The following is a 22,423-nucleotide window of genomic DNA, read 5'->3' on the forward strand; positions in this document are numbered from 1 at the left end:
CTATCACCCCCAGTTCCTTAAGGATAATGTTAACTAAAAGTATTGAAACTTTCCAAAAACCGCATTATCCTTATAAAGAGGGGACACCCCCCAACCAACTTTTGACAAAGGAGGTATCCCGATATGAACAACTCAACACTCTCTTGTCCCAAATGCGATTCCACCAGCCTATACAAAAACGGTCACGACAAATACGGTAACCAACAATTCCTTTGCAAAGCCTGCCATCATTCTTTCAAACTTTCCCATTCTCACAAACGCAAAAACTTCTCTTTCCCTTATCCCAAATGCACTTCTTGTGGTAAATCTATGCAAATTTACAAAGTCCGTCGCTCTTTCGTTGTCTTCCGTTGTAGAGCTTGTCGTACCAAAGATAGAGTACCTTTTAACCTCCCCGAACCAGTCACCCTTATTCCTGAGAAATTTAAATATTTCCGCTTCCCTATCTTTTTCGTCTTAAAGGCTTTTGTTTTGTATATGAAACACAATATGTCTTATCGCTCTCTTGCTCATTCTCTTAATATCAAAGTATCTCATGTCACCATATACAAATGGGTTATTAAATTGTGTACTTTATTCTCTGTACTTTTTCCAACATTTACCATCGAAAATGTTTTCTCAGTTCATGCTGATGAAACTGTTCTTGTGTTCAAAGAACAAAAGTACTATGTTTGGCTATTAGTTGATCACGAAACTAACTTAATTCTTTGTTGGCATGTCTCAAAGTATCGTGATATGGGACAAGTCAAAGTATTGCTCGAGAAGTTCTTTGGTAATTCAAAACCTAGAAACATTGAACTTATTACTGATGGACTTGGTGCATATGAAAGTGCAGTAAAGCTGTTGTTCAGAAATATCAATCACGTAGTGGTACCGCTCGGTAAAAACAATCAATGTGAATCTAAGTTTTCATTGTTGAAAGACTTTTTCCGACTCAAGCGAGGGCTGAAGAATACGAAGAATTTAGCGAAATATATTCAAGGATTTTGTGTAGTGAAGAATCTTTGGAAAACGCACAATGGTAATATCAATCTCATTCTTTCACACTTACACTCTTTCATCACTACAAGTTAACACTATCTCCTTAAGAATCCCCCTCAATTTTTCCACAGTTGATTCCTTTGGAGGAACAAGCGGTAGTCTAAACTCGTTGTTGAGTAATCTCATCAAGTGCATAGCCGCTTTAACAGGAAGTGGATTGGTTTCTATGAAAAGGGCTTTGAACAATGGGATGAGCTCCATGTGAATTTTGAGGGCTTTTGAGATGTCACCTGAAAAGATTGCATTGACCATCTCTACCATCCGAGCGGGAACAACGTTCGAGGCTACAGAAATAACTCCCTTGGCACCTGCGCATATCATATGGAATGCTCTGTCATCGTTCCCAGAGTAGATGTAGAAATCAAGGTCCTTTGTCAGTCTGTAAATCTCATCGGATTGAGCAACATCAGGGTTAGCTTCCTTTATCGCTTTTATATTTCGACACTCCACTGCCAAGCGTGCCACGGTCTCAGGAGATATATTCACACCGGTTCGGGAGGGAACGTTGTAGATGATAATTGGGACATCCAGGCGTTCTGATAGATACTTGTAGTGTGCATAAAGACCTTCTTGTGTGGGTTTGTTGTAGTAAGGAGTAACTATTAGTACGGCATCTGCACCAAACTTTTGAGCACTTAAAGAGAGTTCCAAAGTCTTTTTCGTATCATTGGTCCCGGTTCCAACAATAACTTGAGCCTTACCTTCGCAAATTTCCTTTGTTAACGCTGTTAAACGTTCTCTTTCTTCAGCTGTCAAAGTAGCACCTTCTCCTGTTGTTCCAGCAACGATGATAGCACTTACACCATTTTCAACCTGCCATCTCACAATCCTTTCATAACTTTCGTAATCAACCTCACCGTTAATGAACGGTGTTACTATCGCAGTTCCAACCCCGTGAAACATACGCATCTGACCTGATGAATTACTCATGTTCGACTCCCCCTTCCAAATAGATTCCATCACTCTCAAAAATGACATTGAGAATTCCGCCTTTTGTTTGAGCTGTTAATTTGTCTGGTATTTTGTTATCGCTAAGAATATAATACTTAACGAAACACGCTGTTGCCGTCGTCCCTGAACCGCAGGATAATGTTTCTCTTTCAACACCTCGTTCAAAAGTCCTAATCTCAAAGGTACTGGCGTCTAATACATTAAACAAATTAACATTGGCATCGAACTTATGTCTAAGCATCCTTGCAATTTCCATATCGAACCTCCAAATTGCTTTTCCGACGTTCATAACAAGGTGTGGTACACCTACTGTAATCAATATCCCTTCGAAACCCGAAAGTTCTTCTTGAGGCACGAAATAATTAACAACAGGGTCTGGCATTTGGACAGAAATTCTTTCTCCAATGTATCCAACAAGCACGCCTGCGTTTGTTTCTATGCTGATTTTCCCAAAAGCGTCGAAATACTCTGAGAGAAATTTCAGAAACGCTCTTGCACCATTTCCACAAAAAGTTGCTCGTTTTCCGTCTCTGTTAAAATAATCCATAAAGAACCGCTTACTATGTTGTTCAACAAAGATAACTCCATCTCTGTCTTCAACAACTTCGAGCACAATCTTTTCCTTTGCCACATCGTTTAGAGTTGTCTTCGTTGCATCGATAATGACAAAAGTATTACCTGCCGCCGAATATTTGCAAATTAAACTAACTCCAAGGTTTCTTAACTCATCTTCCCTCAACTTCCTTCGCCTCGCTTTCAAAAACTAAATCAGAATTCAACTGACTATGTAGCTTCAGAATCCTAACAGCATTCGTTGCAGCTCCAACTCTGAGGTTATCTGCCACAACCCACAATCCAAAGGTGTGCGCATCAAAGAGTCTTATCCTACCGACGTGGACGTAGTCATCACCAGCTACTTCTACTGGCGTAACGATATCGTCATGAAGTATTACATCCTCACCTGAGGCAATAGTTTCTACTAAGTCTTCTTTTGACATTATTGGGAAGAGAGTTCGAGCTACAACACTTTCCGAATGTCCCACTCTAACAGGAACCCTTACAGTTGTTGGGAATACAGCGATAGACCTTGAATTCAATATTTTCCTTGTTTCGTTTATCATCTTCCACTCCTCTTGAGATATATCATCTTTTAAATCGCCTATAAGTGGAATGACGTTGTGGGCAATCTGTCTTGGGAAAACTGCATGTGTTGTATCACCGGCAAGTTGCCTTTCGTATTCAACAACTGCCTTATGACCTGCTCCAGAAACAGCCTGGTATGTTGAGACAAATATCTCGTGCAGATGGTATCTATCATGTACTCTGTAGAGTGCTAAGACCATTTGAATAGTTGAACAATTCGGGTTTGCAACGATTCCATGGTATCCCTTTAGCAGCTTCCCGTTTATTTCCGGAACAACAAGCGGAATTTCTGGGACCATTCTAAACGCAGATGAGTTATCAATCACCGTTGTTCCCGCTTGTGCTGCAATCGGTGCGTATCTTCTTGAAACATCTGCACCAGCTGAGAAAAGCAAATAGTCAAAACCTTCCCTCATAGCTTCTTCTGTAAGAACCTCGACCTTCACTTGTACACCTTTGAACGTTAAAGTTTGACCGGCTGACCTTTCCGATGCAAAGAGTCTGAGTTCGGAAACTGGAACCTCACTTTTTTCAAGAACCTCAACCATCGTTCTTCCAACCGCTCCTGTTGCTCCTACAACACCGACTTTGAACCCCATAACTGATACCTCCTTTTTTTATGATGGATTGGAGAATTTGTAAGCCTAATAAAAAAAGCGGGCTACAGTTTTTCACTGTAGCCCGCCTATGGTAGTCTTTTGTTACTGGCTTGCGTGGGTTTTTATCCCAAGCCAAACGCAAGCTGACCACCATAAAGCGGGCAGCTGCGTTTAGCTTTAGATTTCATATTGATTTCAACGTTCATGAAGTTCTCAATTGATAAATTTTGATAATCAAGCACGTTATGATGTCCTCCTGACTCAATCTCATTAAATCTCTGTTTTACTTGTTTTTTCTCACTTTTTCTAACGTAACATATTTGGCTTTATTATATCACAAAACTACCATACCTTGTCAATACATGATTTTAACTAAAAAAGCCCTCCGTTAAAAGGAGGGCAAGACTATGAGCAAAGAACATGGGAAGGGATTTATTATACAATCTCTTTGAAACCTTCTCCGTAAACATACCTTGCCTCGTTCACAAGAAAGAAAGCTTTTGGATCAACAGTTCTGATTGTATTGACCAATTCATGAAGTTTTCGTCTTTTCAAAACAATCAACAACACATTACGTGGCAAGCCAGTATACCCTCCTTTGGCTTCGAAGACAGTGCAACCTCTACCTAATTCCGATAAGACAAAATCCTTGATTTCGTCAATCTTCTCGGAAACGACCCATACATTTACGGAAAGTTCCAAGCCCTTCAATACAAAGTCTATGGTTGTTCCGTTGACTATTATGGCAAGTATCGAATACAAACCCGTATCAATGTTGTAAACGAGCCCTGCGGCAAGACCTATGGCAAAGTCGATGAACAATATTGACATACCAAATGGTGCACCAAAAAACTTGTTCAATATCTTTGCAATAATATCAGTTCCACCTGTCGAGGCGTTTTGGGAAAACGCTATAGCCATACCAATGGCAGTTAGTATATCCCCAAAGAATACAGCAAGAATTACGTCTTTACCTTGATACTTGTAAATAGGCAATATCCTGTCGAAGAAATCTATCAAAAAATTCAGCAAAAAAGTGCAATATATCGTTTTAAAACTGAAGTCAAATCCTATTATCAGAAATGCTGTCAGAAAAAGTGTAATATTTATGATATACATCCATATACCCACTGAAAGTGGGATTAATCTGTTCAAGACTATTGCAAGACCTGAAGCTCCACCAGCCGCGATGTTATTTGGAATAAGGAAAATAACCAACCCCAGAGCTGTGAGCAATACTCCAAAGGAAGAGAGGAAGTATTCCTTTACCAAATTCTCCAAGCGTCTTTCACTTCCCACGGAAATTTCACCACCTTAACTCCTAATTCTTTTAGTCTTTGTTCCTTAAAAGAAACCTTTCCCCTTTCTCCTTCAATAATTGCTCCCGCATGCCCCATACGTTTCCCTTCTGGAGCATGTCTACCTGCGAAGAAAGCAACGATGTTTTCTGGAGAGAAGCCTATTTTTAATGCATGCTCAACACCTCTTACCTCATCTTCACCACCAATTTCACCAATTAGCAATACTTTTTCGTAACCTAGTTTTTTCACTATCTCAAAAGCTTCCGAAACATTTGTCCCCACAACGGGATCTCCACCCAACCCAAGTGCTACACCGACACCTGGATTCTCACTCAGATGTTTCGCTGTTTCATACATTAGCGTGCCGCTTCTTGAAATGATGGCTACATTTCCTGCTTTAAAATACTTTTCCGGCATGATACCAACCTTAACTCGCTCATGAGGGTTTATAACACCTGGGCAATTGGGACCAACTATTGTAGCTCCCTTTTCTCTTGCCAGTTTCAACATCTTTAGCGTATCGTGAACAGGAACATGTTCAGTTATTATTACAAAATTCACCACACCATTATCAACAGCATCCTTAAACGCTTCTAAAACATTTTGAGGTGGAACAAAAAAGACAGCTGTATCTGGCTTTTCAAAACTCTCACTGAGGCTTTGATAGACTGGCACACCATCCATGCGTTGTATATGTTTGTTCTTACTCACCACACATACTACATTCGTCCCGTATTCAATCATCCTTTTGAGGTGATAACTTCCATATCTTCCTGTTCCGCCGTAAACACAAACTGTATTTGTTTTAAAAAACATCGTTAACACCCCTCTTTTGAACCTTCTCATCTTCTTGAAGTCTTTCAATTAAATCTTTCATATCGTCAACAGCATAAATTCCGTGCTTTTTTAATAATTCTTTTGCCAGAAATTCGTTGTTTCCAGACAACCTAATATAAATTTCGAAATCTGGGTCTTCTTCTTTAAAATTCACAACGCCTTTGGCTATTTCCAAACAATCGGTGATGCCCCCAAAGATATTCAAAACTGCTTTACTACACAAAGACATGACTTTTTTCAACGCCTCGTAAACACTTTCCATTGTTGCACCACCGCCCAAATCACAAAAATTAGCTGGTTTGTAACCATGCTCAACAAGTATATCTATCGTTGCCATAACAATCCCTGCACCACAGCCAATCACGCCAATTTCTCCATTTTCAAACGGCACGAAAGAATTTGTTTCTTCAGTATCCTCATATGCCCACAATTGTCTATACAGCGCACTGTCATCCACATGAAACACGGCATCTAACGCGTAAAAATCTCCGTCTTTAAAAACAAAAGGATTAATCTCGAGCAACGTTAAATCGTATCTTACGAATATATCGTACAACTGCTTCGCAAATTCCTGAAGGTCTTTGGGAAGTTCTCGTATGTTGCTTGTACGCAGCACTTTGTCTGGATATTTCGATGCAAATTCTTCTATGTCCACACCACCAACCTCAGAATACACAAACACAGCGTCTCTGACATTTCTGTCGATTGAAAGTGAAATGTATCTCTCAGTGTCATGCGGAATGTATTCTTCAACTAATACTCCGTAGGGTTCCTCTCCTTTTATCTTCATCCCCAAAATCTTCCTAATACCTTCGAGACTTTTTTCCAAATTTTCGGCGACCACAATTCCGCCGGCTTTCATCCTCCCACCAACTAATACTTGAGCTTTAAGGACCTGCGGAAAACCGAGCCTTTCCAAGCACTTCCTTAAAGACTTTTCTTCTGCTAGTTCTTCGGATGTTACCAAATAGCTTCTTGGTACTCTTACTTTTTCCGCCCTCAGGATATCCTTTGCCAAATACTCGTGAATCTTCATACCTTTCTACCCCCTTTCGAGATTTAAAGAAAAATACCCCCAAAAATCGATGGTTTTTGGGGCACCCATTCCCTTAAAGGCAGGTCTCCCGACTCGTGGATCACCCTACTCCCTGCGCCTTCCCAGCATTAAAGCCAGTGGCATTTTGCAGGTTTCGTCCCCACTCACGGTGGCCCGACCGTCCCGGATTTTCACCGGAGTTCCCTTTTAAGCACGTAAGTGCACCTTTAAGGGGAGGGAGTATTAAATTTTTGTGATTTAAAATTCTTATTATCCAACAAAAATGCTAACTTACTCGTTTGCAAAAATCAACCCCAAACTAATGACCTTTTGAGGCTATTAATAGCTGTTAAACGACAACATTTAATTATTTTCACGTTTTGCTTTTGTTCCGTTAACTCTATAAAGCAGAAAGAATTTCCCAGCACGCACAGTATCGAAAAAATAAACGCTATCTTAATCTAAGTTTATCAATAGAAAGCAAAGTAAAATCAATATTTACAAGCATAGCGATTGACCCGCATTTAAAAACCAAATATAATTATTTTTGCTAAAGAGGGGGGAAGCTGCAAGGGACACTATTTTTCAAACATCAGACACTACACTGAGAGGAGGAAGTCACATGAAAAAGTCACTGGCACTCTCGCTACTTGTATTTGCCTCTATTCTCCTACTTGCAGCTTTCGACCCAACAGTATTTGTTGAAGCAACCATAGGTGAACCAGACACGCTTGATCCCCATCTAGCATATGACACAACAAGCGGTGAAGTACTCTACAATATCTATGAAAACCTCATAGCCTACAAAGGTCAAAGCGTTAGCGAGTTTGAGCCGAGACTTGCTACGGAAGTTCCAACTGTCAAGAACGGACTCATTAAAGATGGTGGAAAAACGTATATTTTTCCAATTAGAAAGGGTGTAAAATTCCACAACGGTAATCCACTTACCCCAGAAGATGTGAAGTATTCATTTGAACGCGGTCTTCTTTACGACCCAGATGGTGGTCCAATGTGGATGCTCTGGTATGCTATCTTTGGTTTCCATTCGAGAGACGAAGCTATTGAACAGTTTGTTGGAAAGCCTGTTAGCGAAATATTCGACCAGAATGGGCAGCCAAAACCAGAATATAGAGAAAAACTTGTTAATTTTTACAAGCAAGTCATTGACCCGGCGATCCAAGTTCAAGGAGATAATGTGGTAATTAAGCTCAAGAGACCATATGCTCCTTTCCTCAACATCATCGCACAGAGCTCACACTGGGCAGCAATACTTGACAAAGAAACATGTGTGAAAATTGGACTTTGGGATGGTAAACCAGACACATGGTGGAAATACAAAGACGTTACGAAAGAACAGTCACCACTCTATTCTTATGCAATTGGAACAGGTCCGTACAAACTTGTAGAATGGGACAGAAAACAACAAAAAGTAATTCTCGTTGCAAATGAGAATTATTGGAGAGGACCAGCAAAGATTAAGAAAGTAATAATTTGGGCAATTCCTGAGTGGTCAACAAGAAAAGCAATGCTCGAAAAAGGTGATGCAGATACTATTGACGTCGCAATTGAATTTGTTGACCAACTTAGCTCAAACAAAGATATCCAAATAATAAGAAACCTTCCAACGCTTGCTGTTACGGTTCTGTTGTTCAACTGGTCAGTTAACCCTAACAGCAAATTCATAGGTAGTGGAAAGCTTGATGGAAACGGAATACCACCTAACTTCTTCAGTGATATTAATGCAAGAAAAGCGGTTGCCGCAGCTATCAATTACGATGCACTTATCCAGGAAGTGCTAAAAGGTTCTGGTAAAAGAGTTCCAACAGCTTTACCACAAGGCTTGCTAGGTTACGACCCTTCATTACCACTTTACAAGTTCAGTTTGAACGAAGTAAAAATGTACCTACAAAAGGCTTGGAACGGACAAGCTTGGCAGAAAGGTATTAAATTCAGCATCGCGTTCAACGAAGGTAACACAGCAAGGCAACGAGTTGCAGAAATGATAAAGATGTACATGGAAATGGCAGCACCTGGAAAGGTTAAAATTGAAGTTCAACCACTTCAGTGGCCCAATTTCCTTGATGCAACACAGAACGGAGAAATTCCGGTTTCCATAAACGCATGGCAAGCGGACTTTCCAGACCCAGATAACTTCATATTCACACACTACCACAGTATGGGAGATTACGCAGATAGACAGGGAGAGGCATTCAAAAAATTTGTGAGCACTCCAAGAAAAGAACTGGGTGGAAAGAGCCTTGACCAACTTACTGAAAATGCTGCAGCAGAGACAGACGCACAAGTTAGAGGAAAACTCTATGCGCAGATTCAAAAATTTGTTGTTGACAATTGTCTCAGTGTCCCACTCTATCAACCAACTGCGACGTATGTTTTCAGAACATGGGTTAAAGGTTGGTACTACAACCCAATGAGACCAGGTCACGACTTCTTCACACTTTACAAAAAACAATGATTAGAGTACATAAGAATTCGAAACACAGGTCACCGAAAGGTGACCTGTGTTTTTTTTTTACGTGCCAAACATCAGCATAGCGGTAAGGTGAAGGACTGATTAACGAAAAAATCTAATGATGCGCCTTTAATCTTTTGAATTATCTGTCGGTATCACTGTAGTTTCTCCTTATTGCTCAATTATTTGTTGTTTTACTTTTCATCGAATATCTAAATAAATTGTGTAAAATACATATGTGGACAAAGTCTATCTTTTTATGTTATAATAAGTTAAACCTAATTCACTTACATCTTTACTATGAGAGGTGGTTAGATGAAAAGTTTAGGAGAGTTGTTAGTCCAGCCTGGTCCTTTTTCGGAAATTGTTATTGGAAACACTGCAATTGTGAGGGCAATGATTGAAAGCGGTGTAAGAGTGGTAACGTCATATCCTGGTTCGCCCACACCTGAGATAGCCGAAGCGATAAATTCCATACCAAAAGACAAAAATCCGCTGTATTTTGAGTTTTCAACAAACGAAAAGGTAGCTTTAGAAGTAGCGTTTGGTGCAGCAGTTAACGGATTTACCTCATGTGTGTTTTTCAAAAGTGTCGGTATGAACGTGGTTGCCGATTCTTTTGTCCAGCTAAGCATGATGGAAATCCCTGGTGGGATGGTAATTGTAACAGGCGATGACCCGGGTGCGAACAGTTCACAAAATGAGCAAGATAACCGACATTACGCAAGGCTTTCCTACACCCCTGTCTTTGAACCGAAAGACGCACAAGAGGTCTACGAGATGTTCAAACAAGCTGTCGAATACTCCAAAAAGCTACGTTCCCCTGTAATTCTGCGCTTAACAACCCACACTGCTCACTTCAAACAAAAAGTCAACTTTGGAACGTTTATTCCCTCACCGCTAGGTTCCCCTGTCTTTGATGTTAAAAATAACGGTCCATACATTCCGATAGCTCAAAATGTTCCAATAATGAAAAGAAGAGCGCTTGAAAAATTGCAAATGTGGGCTGAGATTTCGGAAAAATACGCTTTTATAACAAACAACGGGAGTGAGATAGGAATTATAACGGCTGGACTTCCTTACCTTTCATTGCTCGATGTGCTGGGAGAAAATGTGAAAAGAGTAGACATTTTAAGACTTGGCATGGTCTACCCATTACCAAGGAAGGCAATAACAGAATTTCTTAAAAAGCACAAAATAGTGAAAGTTCTGGAAGAGTTAGATGATTTCATCGAAGAAAAGGTGAAAGCGATTGCCTTTGAAGAAAGAATAGATGTAAGAATTGTTGGAAAAATGGACTTGGAGGACTGGATTGGGGAGTACACTCCAGAAAAAGTTTATTCAGTTCTTTCGAAATTTGCACCAGAGTTGCTCAGAAATATCAAGGTTCCAAACAACACAATGCGAGTTCTAAACCGTCCACCACAACTTTGTCCGGGTTGTGGTCACAGACCTGTTTTCTATGTTCTCTCAAAAATTTTGAACGAAAAAGATATATCAGTAGCTGATATTGGGTGTCATACACTCGGATTTTTGGAACCTTACAACGTGGGACAAGTCCTACTATCGATGGGACACTCAACAGGAACGGCATCTGGTCTTAGCATGTTCAACCCTGATAGAAAAGTTGTTGCATTCCTCGGAGATTCCACATTCTTCCACGCTGGAATACCCGGAATTATAAACGCTGTGTTCAATAAGCACAACTTTACACTAGTTATAATGGAAAACGGGACAACAGCCATGACCGGTCATCAAGACCATCCAGGAAAAGCGATTAAAATTCGACAGATTCTCGAAGCTATAGGTGTGAAGTATATTTGGGAAGTCGATACATACCAGCAAGATAAACTCGAAGAAATCTTGCGAACAGCTCTTGAAACAAAAGAATTCAACGTCGTAATTGCGAAACATCCATGCATGTTGAAATTCACAAGGGAAAGAAGAAGGAAGGGTGTAATAAAAGTACCTCAGATGAAGGTAACCAACAGATGCACACTTGCTGGTGTGTGTATAACCAAATTTGCTTGCCCATCGTTCCAAAGAGCAGATGATGGAAGTATCTTTGTCCATGAAGACCTCTGTATTGGCGATGGTTCTTGTATGATTGCCTGCCCATCGGGAGCGCTGGAGTTTGAAAAAGTAGAATCAGGTGGTGATGCAAAATGAGAAAATTCGACATATTCCTTATAGGTGTTGGCGGACAGGGAATAGGACTTTTGAGTGAAGTATTAATCCGTGCCATCGATTATAGTGGTCAAAAATGCATAGGTGTCGATACTCACGGCTTAGCCCAAAGGGGTGGGATTGTCTCTTCACACATAAGAATTGGAGATGTGAACTCTCCACTTGTGCTACCTGGAGATGTTGATTTGGCACTTGCACTTGAAAGACACGAAGCTGCACGTGCGCTTAACTATCTGAAGAATGGCGGAACTCTTGTTTATTACAACACATCCTGGCAACCATTACCTGTAAGGTTAGGCAGGGAAGGTGAAATAAAAGAGGAAGAAATTGAAAACGTAGCTAACAAGCGAGGCATAAGGGTATACAAAGTCAAATACGAATTGCCAGATGCACGGATGCAGAATATCGCATTACTCGGTGTAGTTGCTAAAAACAACCTTATACCTAGCGTCGAACCAAAGCATTATCTGATGGCTATGGAAGATTTAATGAACGAACGAATTTATACTGCGAATAAAGAAATATTCGAAAGGATTTTGGAGGCGATATGAGTATGGAAAAGAAGAGTGAGATTTCAATTGTATTAAGTGGTGCCGCAGGGCAGGGGATTCAAGCCGTAGAACACATTCTAACAAGAGTAGCAAAGGATTCTGGATTCCATGTCTTTGCAACAAAAGAATACATGTCCAGAGTGCGCGGAGGTAATAACTCAACGGAGATACGTATATCATCTCAACCAGTAAAAGCCTACGTGGACCGTATCGATATTTTAGTTCCTCTCAACGACAACGCTATTGAACGATTAAGACCGCGTATCACGGAAGGAACGATTATCCTTGGTGAAAAGAAATACGTTGAAAATGAAAAGAACTCTATAGGAATCTTGCTTGAAGAGATTGCAGAAAGTTTTGGTAACAAGATATACGAAAATTCAGTAGCGATAGGTATCTTGGCCGGGATTATAAACGCTGACGAGGACGCATTAGTCAATAACATAAAAGTCTACTTTTCTAAGAAGTCTGAAGAGGTGATTAAGGCAAACGTTAATGCAGCCCTCAAAGGTTACGAAATCGGTAAATCGTTGGGTCTAAGGTTTGAAATTACGCCTTCCAACGAAGTAAAAAAACAATACCTTCTAAACGGTTCAGAAGCAGTTGCGAAAGGTGCCATAGCCGGTGGTTGTAATTTCATATCATCTTACCCTATGTCCCCAGCAACAACGGTATTTACAGAACTATCAAGATTATCAAAACAATACGGTATACTTGTTGACCAAGCAGAAGATGAAATCGCTGCTGCCAATATGGCAATTGCTGCATGGTACGCAGGAGCTCGTGCAATGGTATCAACCTCCGGTGGTGGTTTTGCACTGATGACAGAAGCCATCAGTTTGTCGGGTATGATTGAAACGCCGATAGTCGTGCACCTCGGTCAAAGACCAGGACCAGCTACAGGTTTACCAACAAGAACCGAGCAAGGAGATTTGAACCTTGTTTTATACGCAGGGCATGGTGATTTTCCAAGAATCATTTACGCTCCTGGAAACTTGTGCGAAGCCTATGAGCTCAGTGCAAAAGCGTTCAACATGGCTGATAAATATCAGGTACCAGTTTTTATCCTCACCGACCAGTATTTCCTTGACTCATTCTACAATGTGGATGAAATGCCACAAGTAAAGATAGAACGTTATATTGTCAAAACCGATGAGAATTACAAAAGATACACACTTACAGAAGATGGAATATCACCACGTGGTATTCCTGGCTATGGAAAGGGATTGGTAAGAGTTGATAGTGACGAGCATGATGAGTACGGGCACATAACAGAAAGTGCGGAAGTTAGAAGAAAAATGGTTGAAAAGCGCTTGAAAAAGATGGAAAAAATTATCCAAGATGCAGTTCCTCCTAAACTTTTCGGAAGTGAGAACTACAAATACCTCATTGTCACTTGGGGCTCCACTCAATTGATAGTCAAAGAAGCACTTGAAAAGCTTGGTAACAAAGATGTAGCGATGCTTCACTTCTCGCAGGTGTACCCTGTGCCACCAATTGCAGAAAGTTATCTAAAAAAAGCACAAAAAGTAATATTCCTTGAGCAAAACGCAGCAGGACAATTTGCGAATCTTATAAAATTAACATTTGATGGTGTAGACACCCGAAGAAGAATATTGAAATACGATGGCTTCCCGTTCTCAGTTGAACAGGTTATGGAAGCCATTTCTAAGGAGGTTGAGTAATATGGGCAGTACGAATACCGCATTTGACCCAAAAATCTACGACATTCCCGATGCTGATATCGCCTGGTGTCCAGGATGCGGAAATTTTGGAATAATCAATGAACTAAAAACGGCTCTTGCACAGTTACAACTTGACCCAACCCAAGTAGTGTTGGTCTCTGGTATAGGTCAGGCAGCAAAAATGCCTCAGTATGTTAGAGCTAATATGTTTAACGGACTGCATGGAAGGTCGCTACCTGCAGCGGTTGCTATAAAGATGGTTAACCCGAACCTTGTTGTAATTGCCGAAAGTGGAGATGGGTGTACATACGGTGAAGGTGGTAACCATTTCATACACACGATAAGAAAAAATCCAGATATAACAAACATAGTGCACGACAACCAAATATACGGGTTAACGAAAGGTCAAGCATCACCAACAACCGCACGCGGACAGGTAACAACGCTACAATTTGATGGAGTTATCGTTGACCCATTCAACCCTATCGCTGTTGCTGTTGCACTCGATGCATCTTTTGTTGCCAGAAGCTTTTCTGGGAATTTCCAGCTAACTGTAGAACTTATCAAGATGGCTATAAAACACAAAGGATACGCTTTAATTGATATATTACAACCCTGTGTCACGTTCAACAAAGTTAACACATACCAGTGGTACAGAGAGAACACATATTTGCTACCCGATAGCTACGACCCAACTGACAGACAAGCTGCATTTAAGATAGCAACCGACACCTCAAAACTCGCACTTGGAGTGATATACATGAACCCAAACAAGCCCGTTTACGAAGAACAACTTGCACCATACCAAATTGATAAAACACCCGTTGCTTTGAGGGGGTTGGAGTTATGATTCAATCACGCTATAAACTCATTCCTCAGTTTACTTTAAAAGATGAAGAAGGAAAAGATTTTTCCTGGACAAACCTTTTGGGAAGGTATACAGTGGTTTATTTCTATCCCAAAGCAAATACTCCAGGCTGTACACTCGAGGGTATTGATTTCACAAGACTTCTCGATGAATTTAACGGCAATGTAATAGGCATATCCCCTGACGATTGCAAAGCCATCGCAAGTTTTAAATCTAAAAAGGGACTAAGAGTAAAATTACTTTCAGACCCAGATAAGATAGTAGCAGAGCAATTTGGTGCAGCAAAAGATGGAAAATTGATAAGGTCTACATTCATAGTCGACCCCTGGGGGAGAATCAGAAGAGAATGGATTAAAGTTAGTGTGAATGGACATGCGGAAGAAGTATTGGAAGAATACAAAAGAATCATCGAAAAAGACCAAACTCTTAACGACGATATCCTTGTGAGAAGGGCATTTAGAGGTATAAGACCGGACCCTGTTGAAGATGAAAAGATAGAAACTCTTTTGAAAGCAGCCCATTTGGCACCTTCATGTATGAACAAACAACCTTGGAGATTTCTTGTGGTGAGAACAAAAGAGAATCTCGAAAAGCTTCACTCTACACTTTCGGAAGGAAATTACTGGATGAAGCAAGCCCCCGTTATGCTCATCGTTTATACAGACGATGAATTAGGTTGTCAACTGAGCGACAGGAGAAATTACTCGCTATTTGACACAGGAACTGCCGTTGGATTATTGTTAACCCAAGCAACACAGATGGGACTTGTTGCACATCCAGTTGCTGGGTATGACCCTGTAAAGATAAAAGAGATATTCGGGTTGAACGGGATAATTATTACCGTAATAGCAGTAGGTTATTGGGGAAATCTCGATATACTTAATGAAAAACATGCAACAATTGAACAGGGCGATAGGATAAGAAAACCGCTCGAAGAAGTGGCAAAGTTTATATAAGCATATGTGTGAATAAGAAGACCACCCGACTGGGTGGTCTTTTATTATTTACCCGATAATCCCAAATACTTTATCCGTTAATCTCTTTCTTTTCTTTTTTCTTGTCTTCCCAGAATACGGTTATAACATACAAAACTTTTCCTGAAAGTTGCAATATGGCATTGATTTCGCCGTTGGTGATTTTGAGCCTGAAATTCTTTTGAAGGACAGCCATTGAATCTTTTGATTCAAGCAATTTTACAAGGTCTTCCAGAGTGACTCCTCTTTCAACCATGCGTTCGTATACGTGAGGTGTAAGCAGAACATCTCTATCTAATAATGAAACATGGATAATCGTGTCTTTGTTGTTTTCCATACTAATCTGTTCAACCTCTTTTAAGCCTCTTTTATCAACCTTTCTATCTCTACCTTTTCACCTTTCGACTTGATGGCCGCTTCAAAAAATGCAAGGTCCTTGAGTGCTTCCGCAGGGTTTCCAAGGATATTTGGCTTTTCGGTTGTCAAAACCTCGTAGAAGTCTTCAAATTCCTTCTTGAACGTATTCTCCTGGATAAGTGGAATCTCTTCGTTTACTTTTCCAGACAATACTATTGAATTCGGTGTTAATCTTATCTTCCCTTCTGTCCCAACAATCTCGAAATACTTTTCTCCCTTGACCGCGTAACTAACTGTATAATTACCTACAACACCTGTTTTGAATTCAAAAAGAGTAGAGAGGAAATCAACGTCTCCCAAATAATCTGTGATGCGTTTGACTTGTCCACTAACCCATTCGATGTCTCCTAACATAACCCTAAGTGCGGCGATATGATGAACCCCGCCATCTGACAAAAAACCACCTATGTGTTTTGGAATTTGTCTCCAAGTTGTTTTCACATACTTGTTTTCCTTATCCATACCAATCCATAGATGCCAGTCAACGAAAATAGGCTGACCAATAGCTCCTTCGTGCAACAGTTCTCTTATCTTATTGTACTTAAACGCATGCCTGTAGTTTTCAGCAATGTATATCACCTTGTTAGTTTGAAGTGAGAACTCAACTAATTCCTTCCCACTTTTCACATCAGTTGATATCGGTTTTTCACAAATCACATGCAAATCATGTTCAACGGCTTGCTTTATGAAAGGCACGTTCAACTCTATGGGTAAGGTCAAATCCACCGCATCAACTTGCTTTGAGAGTAGTAATTCTTCGTAGGAGTTAAATACCTGCGGAGTAGAACCTAACGTCTCGGACACCAACTTTGCAAAATCCTCAGCATGTTCTCTGGTTCTACTCGTAACAGCAACTATTTCAAACTTGTCTGTTAGTTCCTTCAACGCAGGAAAATGCAACTCACGAGCAGCAATACCACAACCAACGATACCTAAACGGATTTTCTTCATTCATATCACCTCGTTCGGCATTATTTAAGCCTCGATAATCTAACTTTCCGTGTTTCTTAACTATTGCCGTATTATTTTTTGAATCCGGGGCTGTAATTTTTGGACTATTAGCCAAAAGGTTGCGCCGTAAGTGTTATCTTTGCTTGATGAATCTATGAAGAATGTTTTCAAAAAGCCTCAGTATCTTTGTCCCAAACGCTTCCTTTGACTTATCAAGCGGCTCGACTTTGATAACATCAACTCCGAGTAATTTTGCAAAAAGCACGTCCGTAAAGACTTGGTCACCAATGACCAATACCTCTTCTTTTCGTTTAAGTTTCTGGTTGAGCTTCAATCTTACCTTAAAAGCAAAGGGCTTGAATGCACGCCAAATAACTGGGACTTCATAATCCAAGTTTCGCTTACGGCCGTTGGAAACGATATAAATTTCTGCGCCTTTTGATTTGAGATAATCAAATAATTTTGCAGCTTGTTCTGGAACATGTGTTGAACGCCATACGTTTATTGTATTGTCGAAATCAAACAGAAAAATCCTCTTTCCCGAGTTTAAAAGCTTATCAAAATCTATATCATGTATGGATTGCACCTTTTTGACTTTTGCCAAACATATCCCTCGCTTTGTTTAATCTACGATGATTACCCTTCCAAGAACGGAAGAATTGAAGCACTGAGTCTGCTTCTAATTATTCTCTTCACCTTCTGAATGGTATTGTCGACCTTTTTGAAGTTAACACCCACTTGCTCTTCTATCTCTTTGTAGCTATAACCATCCAACCAAAGCTCGAATATCTTAATCTCGTCTTCCTTCAGAGATTCAAGAATCTCTTCATGAACTATGCTCAGAATTGTATTCCTAACAACATTCGTTGTTGTTGACGTATCGGCTACAAAATAATCTATCTGCTCATCGTCGACGTCATCAAAGATTGAATCCATGCTTGTGGAGTCAGATAACATTTTGTTCTTCTTTCTGTTTTGGTAGGTTATAAATGTTTTGACTTCCGATTCTATGCTTCTCCATGCAAATGTAGAAAATGAACTTTTACCTGGTTCATAGTAGAATATGGCTTTGATGAGTCCTATCAGCCCGTTTTGAACGATATCATCAAATTCCGCCCAAGGAGCATAAAATTGTGAGGCTATCCTCACAACCATCGGATAAAATTTCTCTATGATAAGGTCCATCGCTTCCGTCAGACCACTTTGTGCAAGTTCTACAAGCTTTTCCGTAGGCTTACTCCTAAGTGCGTATTTTATCATCTAGGATACCCACCAAGTTCTTTTCTATGCTATATTCCACCAAGAAGGATATCGGCAAGCACACCAATATCCTTTGCGATTAGATGCGGTTTTATTGGACTTTTCTGAACTTGCTCCATATTAGCTTCTCCAGTGAGTACTAACACGGTCCAAGTCCCTGCTTGAATACCTGCAAGTATGTCTGTGTACAACCTATCTCCGACCATACAAGCCTCATTCTTGCCGACATTGTTGTGCCTAATTACCATCTCGATTAACTTAGGTTCTGGTTTCCCAAAAATAATGTTGGGATAAACTCCTGACGCCTTTCTTACAGCGGATGCAATTGCACCTGCATCAGGAAGTGGCCCTTCAGATGAAGGACAATTGAGGTCGGGGTTAGTTACAACAAAGAGCGCACCTTTTGAAACAAATTGTGTGGCTTTCTTGATTTTTTCATATGTTAGAGTCTTATCAAACGTTACAACGACCACTTCGGGGTCTTCTTCTACAACTGTGTGCCCAACTCTCTGAAATTCGTATTTTATATCATCCGTTCCAACAATGTACACACGCTTTGGACCGAATTCCTCTAAAAGATACTCAGCTGTCGCCACTCCTGCTGTAACTATTTGATTTCTGCCAAGCTTGATTCCCATCTCTTCAAATTCGTTGATATAACTTTCTATCGTTCTATTGGAGTTGTTTGTAAGAAAAACTAGCTTTTTACCTAATCTTCCAAGAGCATCCACAAATTTTCGAGAACCTTCGAAAGGTTTTCCGCTTAGATAAAATGTCCCATCGATGTCAAGTATGAAAAGCTCGCAGTTTTTAATTCTTTCTTTTGCACCTTCCTTCAATTCCGCGTAAGGCTCACTGAGGTTTTGATTTGCATTATCCACGATTCATCCCTCCGAACTGTTTTAAAAACAATATCAGCAGTTGCTTTCTTGATTATTATACCACACTGAAGAAACCTTTTGGTGAAATAACTATGTAAGTGGTATAATTGCTTAAGTTTAAGACGCACCTACGAAATGTTCAATTTGTTGAACGTTCCAACAAAAGAGAGAGTCTAAAAAGTGCTGGATGAAAAAAATAATTCCAAATTTTTCGATTCATCCATTTCAAATCTCTCGAGGAGGTGAAAACATGAAGAAACTGCGAACAATACTTGCTCTGAGTTTTCTAATCATCGCATTTAGTATCTCTTTGGCAGTGCAAAGTGGAGATTTCGTGGTGAGCATCGTACCACCACACAAGGAAGGATTGTTTGTTGAGTTTACCTCTATAGGTTACTCGTTTGGCAACTGGGAAATTTCTACACAACCACTGTTCGATATCGTAGGGGCTTTCAATCTCAAAATACGCTATTTCCCATCAGAATCCACAGTCTTCAACCTTGAAACATTCTTGTGGGATCCATTCTTTATTAACAAAGCATATCTTGGTGAGGCTGTGGACCCAAGCTTCCAAACATATATCCTTCTCAATATGGCACATATTCACAACAACACAATACTCGGACCGATAATCGTGCGTCCTTATCTGCAATCGGCACTTGCAACGATTTTCTTACCTGGTCAGTCTGAGTACGTTTCAGTTCTAGTGGCACGTGGTTTTTTGAGCAATGGAATCTTACTTAGCAAGGACTTTGAAGTTTTTGGACTACTGGAAGGTGGTATGTTGATAAATGTTTGGCAGTCACAAGCGCCGCCCGAAGATTGGCAGAGTGTTTTGGAAGAAGCAAGAAGGCAATCACAGTACGTGATGGCAAGATTTGGAGGCATATGGTATTACGACAGATACTCTGGAATAGAAATCGGGTATCGAATAACTTTGCACGGTCATGAGAGTCCACTCAGACTGATTCAGGGATACACTTTCACAGACTGGATTTATAATTACTTTAATGCTGTTTTTTACGCTAATCCAGATCAAAGAATTTCAATCCCATTCATAACGACGGATTATTACCTCAGTTTTTCAACAAAGTTCTAATCGCAGTTGCGGTAACACATGTGAAAAATATGATTTTTTCTTTGTTTTGCATGTTCTCAAAAATAGCAATTAGGACTGAATTTCAAAATATAAAACAGAAATTCTCTCATTTTCTTTTCGAATTTTAGTATTTGTCACTTGTGAAATTTTTACTTATGTGGTAGAATAGCATTAGACTTATTCTTTGCTATCATTATACGGAGGTGGGTGGCCGATGGTAACTATCTATATCAACGACAAACCTTATCAAGTTCCAGAAAACAAAACAGTGCTTGAAGCTGCGGCAGATTTAGGTTTCAAAATTCCAACCCTTTGTCACCATCCCGAACTCGAACCAATTGGAGCTTGTAGAATATGTGTTGTTGAAATTGAGGGGGCAAGAACGCTCCAACCTGCTTGTACAACAAAAGTTGCCGATGGAATGAAGATAAAGACAAACACGGAAAGAGTAGAAAGCGCAGTCAAGTTCAACCTTTCTTTGATAATGTCGAACCATCCCCACGAATGTATGTACTGTGAAGCAGATGGGCGCTGTGAACTTCAAAAACTTGTTCACATGTACGATGTTCAACCTATATTTGGTGTAAATGTTAACATAGAAAAAGAAATAGATATGAGTAGCCCTTCTGTTCACAGAGACCTGTCCAAGTGTATTAAGTGTCAGAGATGTGTGAGAGTGTGTAGTGAAATACAGGGTATGAACATATACTCAATGATTGAACGTGGTTACGAATCCCTACCAGAGACAGAATTCGGCGTCCCACTTTACGAAACTGACTGTATAAGCTGCGGTCAGTGTGCCAACTTGTGTCCAGTAGGAGCTATTTACGAAGCACCAGACTGGAAGAAAGTTTGGAAAATGCTAAACAGCAAGGAACCCGGCAAAGTTTACGTTGCACAAACAGCTCCATCTGTCAGGGTTGCAATAGGTGAAGAATTTGGCATGGAACCCGGAAGCATAAGCACAGGGAAGATGGTTGCTGCACTTAGAAGACTTGGTTTCGACTATGTATTTGATACAAACTTCGCAGCTGACCTTACAATTATGGAAGAGGGTTACGAACTCATTGGAAGGCTCCAAAACGGCGGTAAGTTCCCAATGTTCACAAGCTGCTGCCCTGGTTGGGTAAACGAAATGGAGAAAGAATGGCCCGAACTCAGAGAACACCTCTCAACGGCAAAGTCCCCACAACAGATGATGAGTAGTGTTGTCAAAACATACTTTGCACAAAAGATAGGTGTGAAACCTGAAGATATAGTTATGGTATCAATTATGCCATGTACAGCTAAGAAAGACGAAATAACAAGACCACAACAATTGGTCGACGGTATCAAAGTAACGGATTACGTCATTACAACAAGAGAACTCGGAAAGCTCATTAAACTCAAAGGTATACCATTCGTAAATCTTCCAGAAGAACAGTATGATAGCCCACTTGGAACATCAACAGGTGCTGCTGCGCTCTTTGGTGTGACTGGTGGTGTTATGGAAGCAGCTCTCAGAACAGCTTACGAAGTTTTGACAGGCGAGAAATTACCGAAACTTGTGTTCGAAAGCGTACGAGGCCTGGATGGTGTAAGAGAAGCAGAAATTGATATCAATGGAAGAAAACTCAAAGTAGCTATTGCACACGGTATGGCAAGTGTGAAAAAATTGCTGAGAGAAATGAAAGAAGGGAAACGATACTACGACTTTGTCGAGATAATGGCGTGTCTTGGTGGTTGTATCGGTGGCGGTGGACAACCGAAGAGCCTTGACCCAGATATTCTTAAGAAACGTGCACAAGCTATTTACACCATTGACGAACTCAGCGTACTGAGAAGGTCACATGAAAACCCAGATATCATAAAACTCTACGAAGAATTCTTAGAAAAACCGAACAGCCACATCGCACACCACTTGTTGCATACACACTACACCGATAGGTCAAGAGCCGTCAGGAAGGCTCAACAACAAAAAGAGGTTGAAAAGGTTAACTAAAACTTACGCTTAGAAGCGCTGGTGTGCTTTACGCACACCAGCTTTTTTGTTATCCGAAGGAGAAAAAGTGAAAAAATACACAAAGTTATCATACATTTTCCAATATTGGTCTTTTTCTAAAAATAAGTCCAAAATTTCAACTTGTATACTCATATGTTTTTGTGTTATAATATTTACGACATGTGAATATT

20 protein-coding genes and 1 riboswitch are annotated in these 22,423 nt (G+C 40.3%); of the genes, 9 read left to right on the forward strand and 11 right to left on the reverse strand.

Features of this window, described 5'->3' with window-relative positions:
• The first annotated feature begins 123 nt into the window (after nucleotides 1–123).
• Nucleotides 124–1,074 carry a DDE-type integrase/transposase/recombinase gene (locus JM64_RS10010; protein ID WP_064011742.1) on the forward strand — a complete coding sequence of 317 codons (951 nt, stop codon included), beginning with the start codon at nucleotides 124–126 and terminating at the stop codon, nucleotides 1,072–1,074.
• On the opposite strand, the gene dapA is transcribed toward JM64_RS10010, so the two are convergent.
• The 6 genes from dapA to JM64_RS05050 form a co-directional block, all read right to left on the reverse strand.
• On the reverse strand, nucleotides 1,048–1,944 hold the full coding sequence (dapA, locus tag JM64_RS05025) for a 4-hydroxy-tetrahydrodipicolinate synthase (protein ID WP_064012527.1): 897 nt from the start codon (nucleotides 1,942–1,944) through the stop codon (nucleotides 1,048–1,050). The two genes, JM64_RS10010 and dapA, sit on opposite strands and share 27 nt — an antisense overlap.
• A gap of 19 nt (nucleotides 1,945–1,963) precedes the next feature.
• The gene (dapF, locus tag JM64_RS05030; RefSeq protein ID WP_064011743.1) at nucleotides 1,964–2,731 is read right to left on the reverse strand and encodes a diaminopimelate epimerase; all 768 of its coding nucleotides are present in this window, start codon (nucleotides 2,729–2,731) and stop codon (nucleotides 1,964–1,966) included.
• Nucleotides 2,718–3,734 (reverse strand): aspartate-semialdehyde dehydrogenase, encoded by a 1,017-nt coding sequence (locus JM64_RS05035; RefSeq protein ID WP_064011744.1) that lies wholly within the window; start codon nucleotides 3,732–3,734, stop codon nucleotides 2,718–2,720. The genes dapF and JM64_RS05035 overlap by 14 nt, the downstream gene beginning before the upstream one ends.
• A gap of 435 nt (nucleotides 3,735–4,169) precedes the next feature.
• Complete coding sequence (locus JM64_RS05040; protein WP_082868306.1) at nucleotides 4,170–5,033, reverse strand: YitT family protein; 864 nt, start codon at nucleotides 5,031–5,033, stop codon at nucleotides 4,170–4,172.
• On the reverse strand, nucleotides 5,000–5,851 hold the full coding sequence (locus JM64_RS05045; protein ID WP_082868307.1) for a succinate--CoA ligase subunit alpha: 852 nt from the start codon (nucleotides 5,849–5,851) through the stop codon (nucleotides 5,000–5,002). The genes JM64_RS05040 and JM64_RS05045 overlap by 34 nt, the downstream gene beginning before the upstream one ends.
• Nucleotides 5,841–6,908, reverse strand: coding sequence for an ATP-grasp domain-containing protein (locus JM64_RS05050; RefSeq protein WP_064011747.1), 1,068 nt, complete (start codon nucleotides 6,906–6,908; stop codon nucleotides 5,841–5,843). Before JM64_RS05050 ends, JM64_RS05045 begins: the two co-directional genes overlap by 11 nt.
• A gap of 61 nt (nucleotides 6,909–6,969) precedes the next feature.
• Nucleotides 6,970–7,152: riboswitch (cobalamin riboswitch) on the reverse strand.
• 378 nt (nucleotides 7,153–7,530) lie between these two features.
• Here JM64_RS05050 and JM64_RS05055 point away from each other — a divergent pair.
• The 6 genes from JM64_RS05055 to JM64_RS05080 all read left to right on the forward strand — a co-directional run bounded on the left by JM64_RS05055 (nucleotide 7,531) and on the right by JM64_RS05080 (nucleotide 15,625).
• On the forward strand, nucleotides 7,531–9,381 hold the full coding sequence (locus JM64_RS05055; protein WP_014450913.1) for an ABC transporter substrate-binding protein: 1,851 nt from the start codon (nucleotides 7,531–7,533) through the stop codon (nucleotides 9,379–9,381).
• Between the two features lie 312 nt (nucleotides 9,382–9,693).
• Nucleotides 9,694–11,547 carry a thiamine pyrophosphate-dependent enzyme gene (locus JM64_RS05060; protein WP_064011748.1) on the forward strand — a complete coding sequence of 618 codons (1,854 nt, stop codon included), beginning with the start codon at nucleotides 9,694–9,696 and terminating at the stop codon, nucleotides 11,545–11,547.
• On the forward strand, nucleotides 11,544–12,116 hold the full coding sequence (locus JM64_RS05065) for a 2-oxoacid:acceptor oxidoreductase family protein (protein ID WP_064011749.1): 573 nt from the start codon (nucleotides 11,544–11,546) through the stop codon (nucleotides 12,114–12,116). Before JM64_RS05060 ends, JM64_RS05065 begins: the two co-directional genes overlap by 4 nt.
• 2 nt (nucleotides 12,117–12,118) lie before the next feature.
• Nucleotides 12,119–13,801 (forward strand): 2-oxoacid:acceptor oxidoreductase subunit alpha, encoded by a 1,683-nt coding sequence (locus JM64_RS05070; protein ID WP_064011750.1) that lies wholly within the window; start codon nucleotides 12,119–12,121, stop codon nucleotides 13,799–13,801.
• Nucleotide 13,802: 1 nt separating this feature from the next.
• Nucleotides 13,803–14,651: a thiamine pyrophosphate-dependent enzyme gene (locus JM64_RS05075; protein WP_014450909.1), complete on the forward strand. Its 849-nt coding sequence runs from the start codon at nucleotides 13,803–13,805 to the stop codon at nucleotides 14,649–14,651.
• Nucleotides 14,648–15,625 carry a redoxin domain-containing protein gene (locus JM64_RS05080; protein WP_064011751.1) on the forward strand — a complete coding sequence of 326 codons (978 nt, stop codon included), beginning with the start codon at nucleotides 14,648–14,650 and terminating at the stop codon, nucleotides 15,623–15,625. The genes JM64_RS05075 and JM64_RS05080 overlap by 4 nt, the downstream gene beginning before the upstream one ends.
• Before the next feature lie 70 nt (nucleotides 15,626–15,695).
• Here JM64_RS05080 and JM64_RS05085 read toward each other — a convergent pair whose 3' ends face one another.
• The 5 genes from JM64_RS05085 to JM64_RS05105 form a co-directional block, all read right to left on the reverse strand.
• Nucleotides 15,696–15,980: a hypothetical protein gene (locus JM64_RS05085; protein WP_064011752.1), complete on the reverse strand. Its 285-nt coding sequence runs from the start codon at nucleotides 15,978–15,980 to the stop codon at nucleotides 15,696–15,698.
• Nucleotides 15,981–16,000: 20 nt separating this feature from the next.
• The gene (locus JM64_RS05090; protein ID WP_064011753.1) at nucleotides 16,001–17,011 is read right to left on the reverse strand and encodes a Gfo/Idh/MocA family protein; all 1,011 of its coding nucleotides are present in this window, start codon (nucleotides 17,009–17,011) and stop codon (nucleotides 16,001–16,003) included.
• A 133-nt stretch (nucleotides 17,012–17,144) separates the two neighbouring features.
• Nucleotides 17,145–17,615: a YqeG family HAD IIIA-type phosphatase gene (locus JM64_RS05095; protein ID WP_014450905.1), complete on the reverse strand. Its 471-nt coding sequence runs from the start codon at nucleotides 17,613–17,615 to the stop codon at nucleotides 17,145–17,147.
• Nucleotides 17,616–17,647: 32 nt separating this feature from the next.
• Nucleotides 17,648–18,271: a sigma-70 family RNA polymerase sigma factor gene (locus JM64_RS05100; RefSeq protein WP_014450904.1), complete on the reverse strand. Its 624-nt coding sequence runs from the start codon at nucleotides 18,269–18,271 to the stop codon at nucleotides 17,648–17,650.
• A 29-nt stretch (nucleotides 18,272–18,300) separates the two neighbouring features.
• Entirely contained in the window at nucleotides 18,301–19,152 is an 852-nt protein-coding gene (locus JM64_RS05105) for an HAD-IIA family hydrolase (protein WP_014450903.1), read from the reverse strand.
• A 250-nt stretch (nucleotides 19,153–19,402) separates the two neighbouring features.
• Between JM64_RS05105 and JM64_RS05110 the strand changes: the two genes are divergently transcribed.
• Both JM64_RS05110 and JM64_RS05115 read left to right on the forward strand, forming a co-directional pair.
• Nucleotides 19,403–20,251 carry a hypothetical protein gene (locus JM64_RS05110; protein WP_064011754.1) on the forward strand — a complete coding sequence of 283 codons (849 nt, stop codon included), beginning with the start codon at nucleotides 19,403–19,405 and terminating at the stop codon, nucleotides 20,249–20,251.
• 214 nt (nucleotides 20,252–20,465) lie between these two features.
• Nucleotides 20,466–22,232, forward strand: a complete 1,767-nt coding sequence (locus tag JM64_RS05115) for an NADH-dependent [FeFe] hydrogenase, group A6 (RefSeq protein WP_064011755.1) — start codon at nucleotides 20,466–20,468, stop codon at nucleotides 22,230–22,232.
• Nucleotides 22,233–22,423 lie beyond the last annotated feature (191 nt).

This window comes from Fervidobacterium pennivorans, assembly GCF_001644665.1.
GTDB classification, from domain to species: Bacteria; Thermotogota; Thermotogae; order Thermotogales; family Fervidobacteriaceae; genus Fervidobacterium; species Fervidobacterium ngatamarikiense.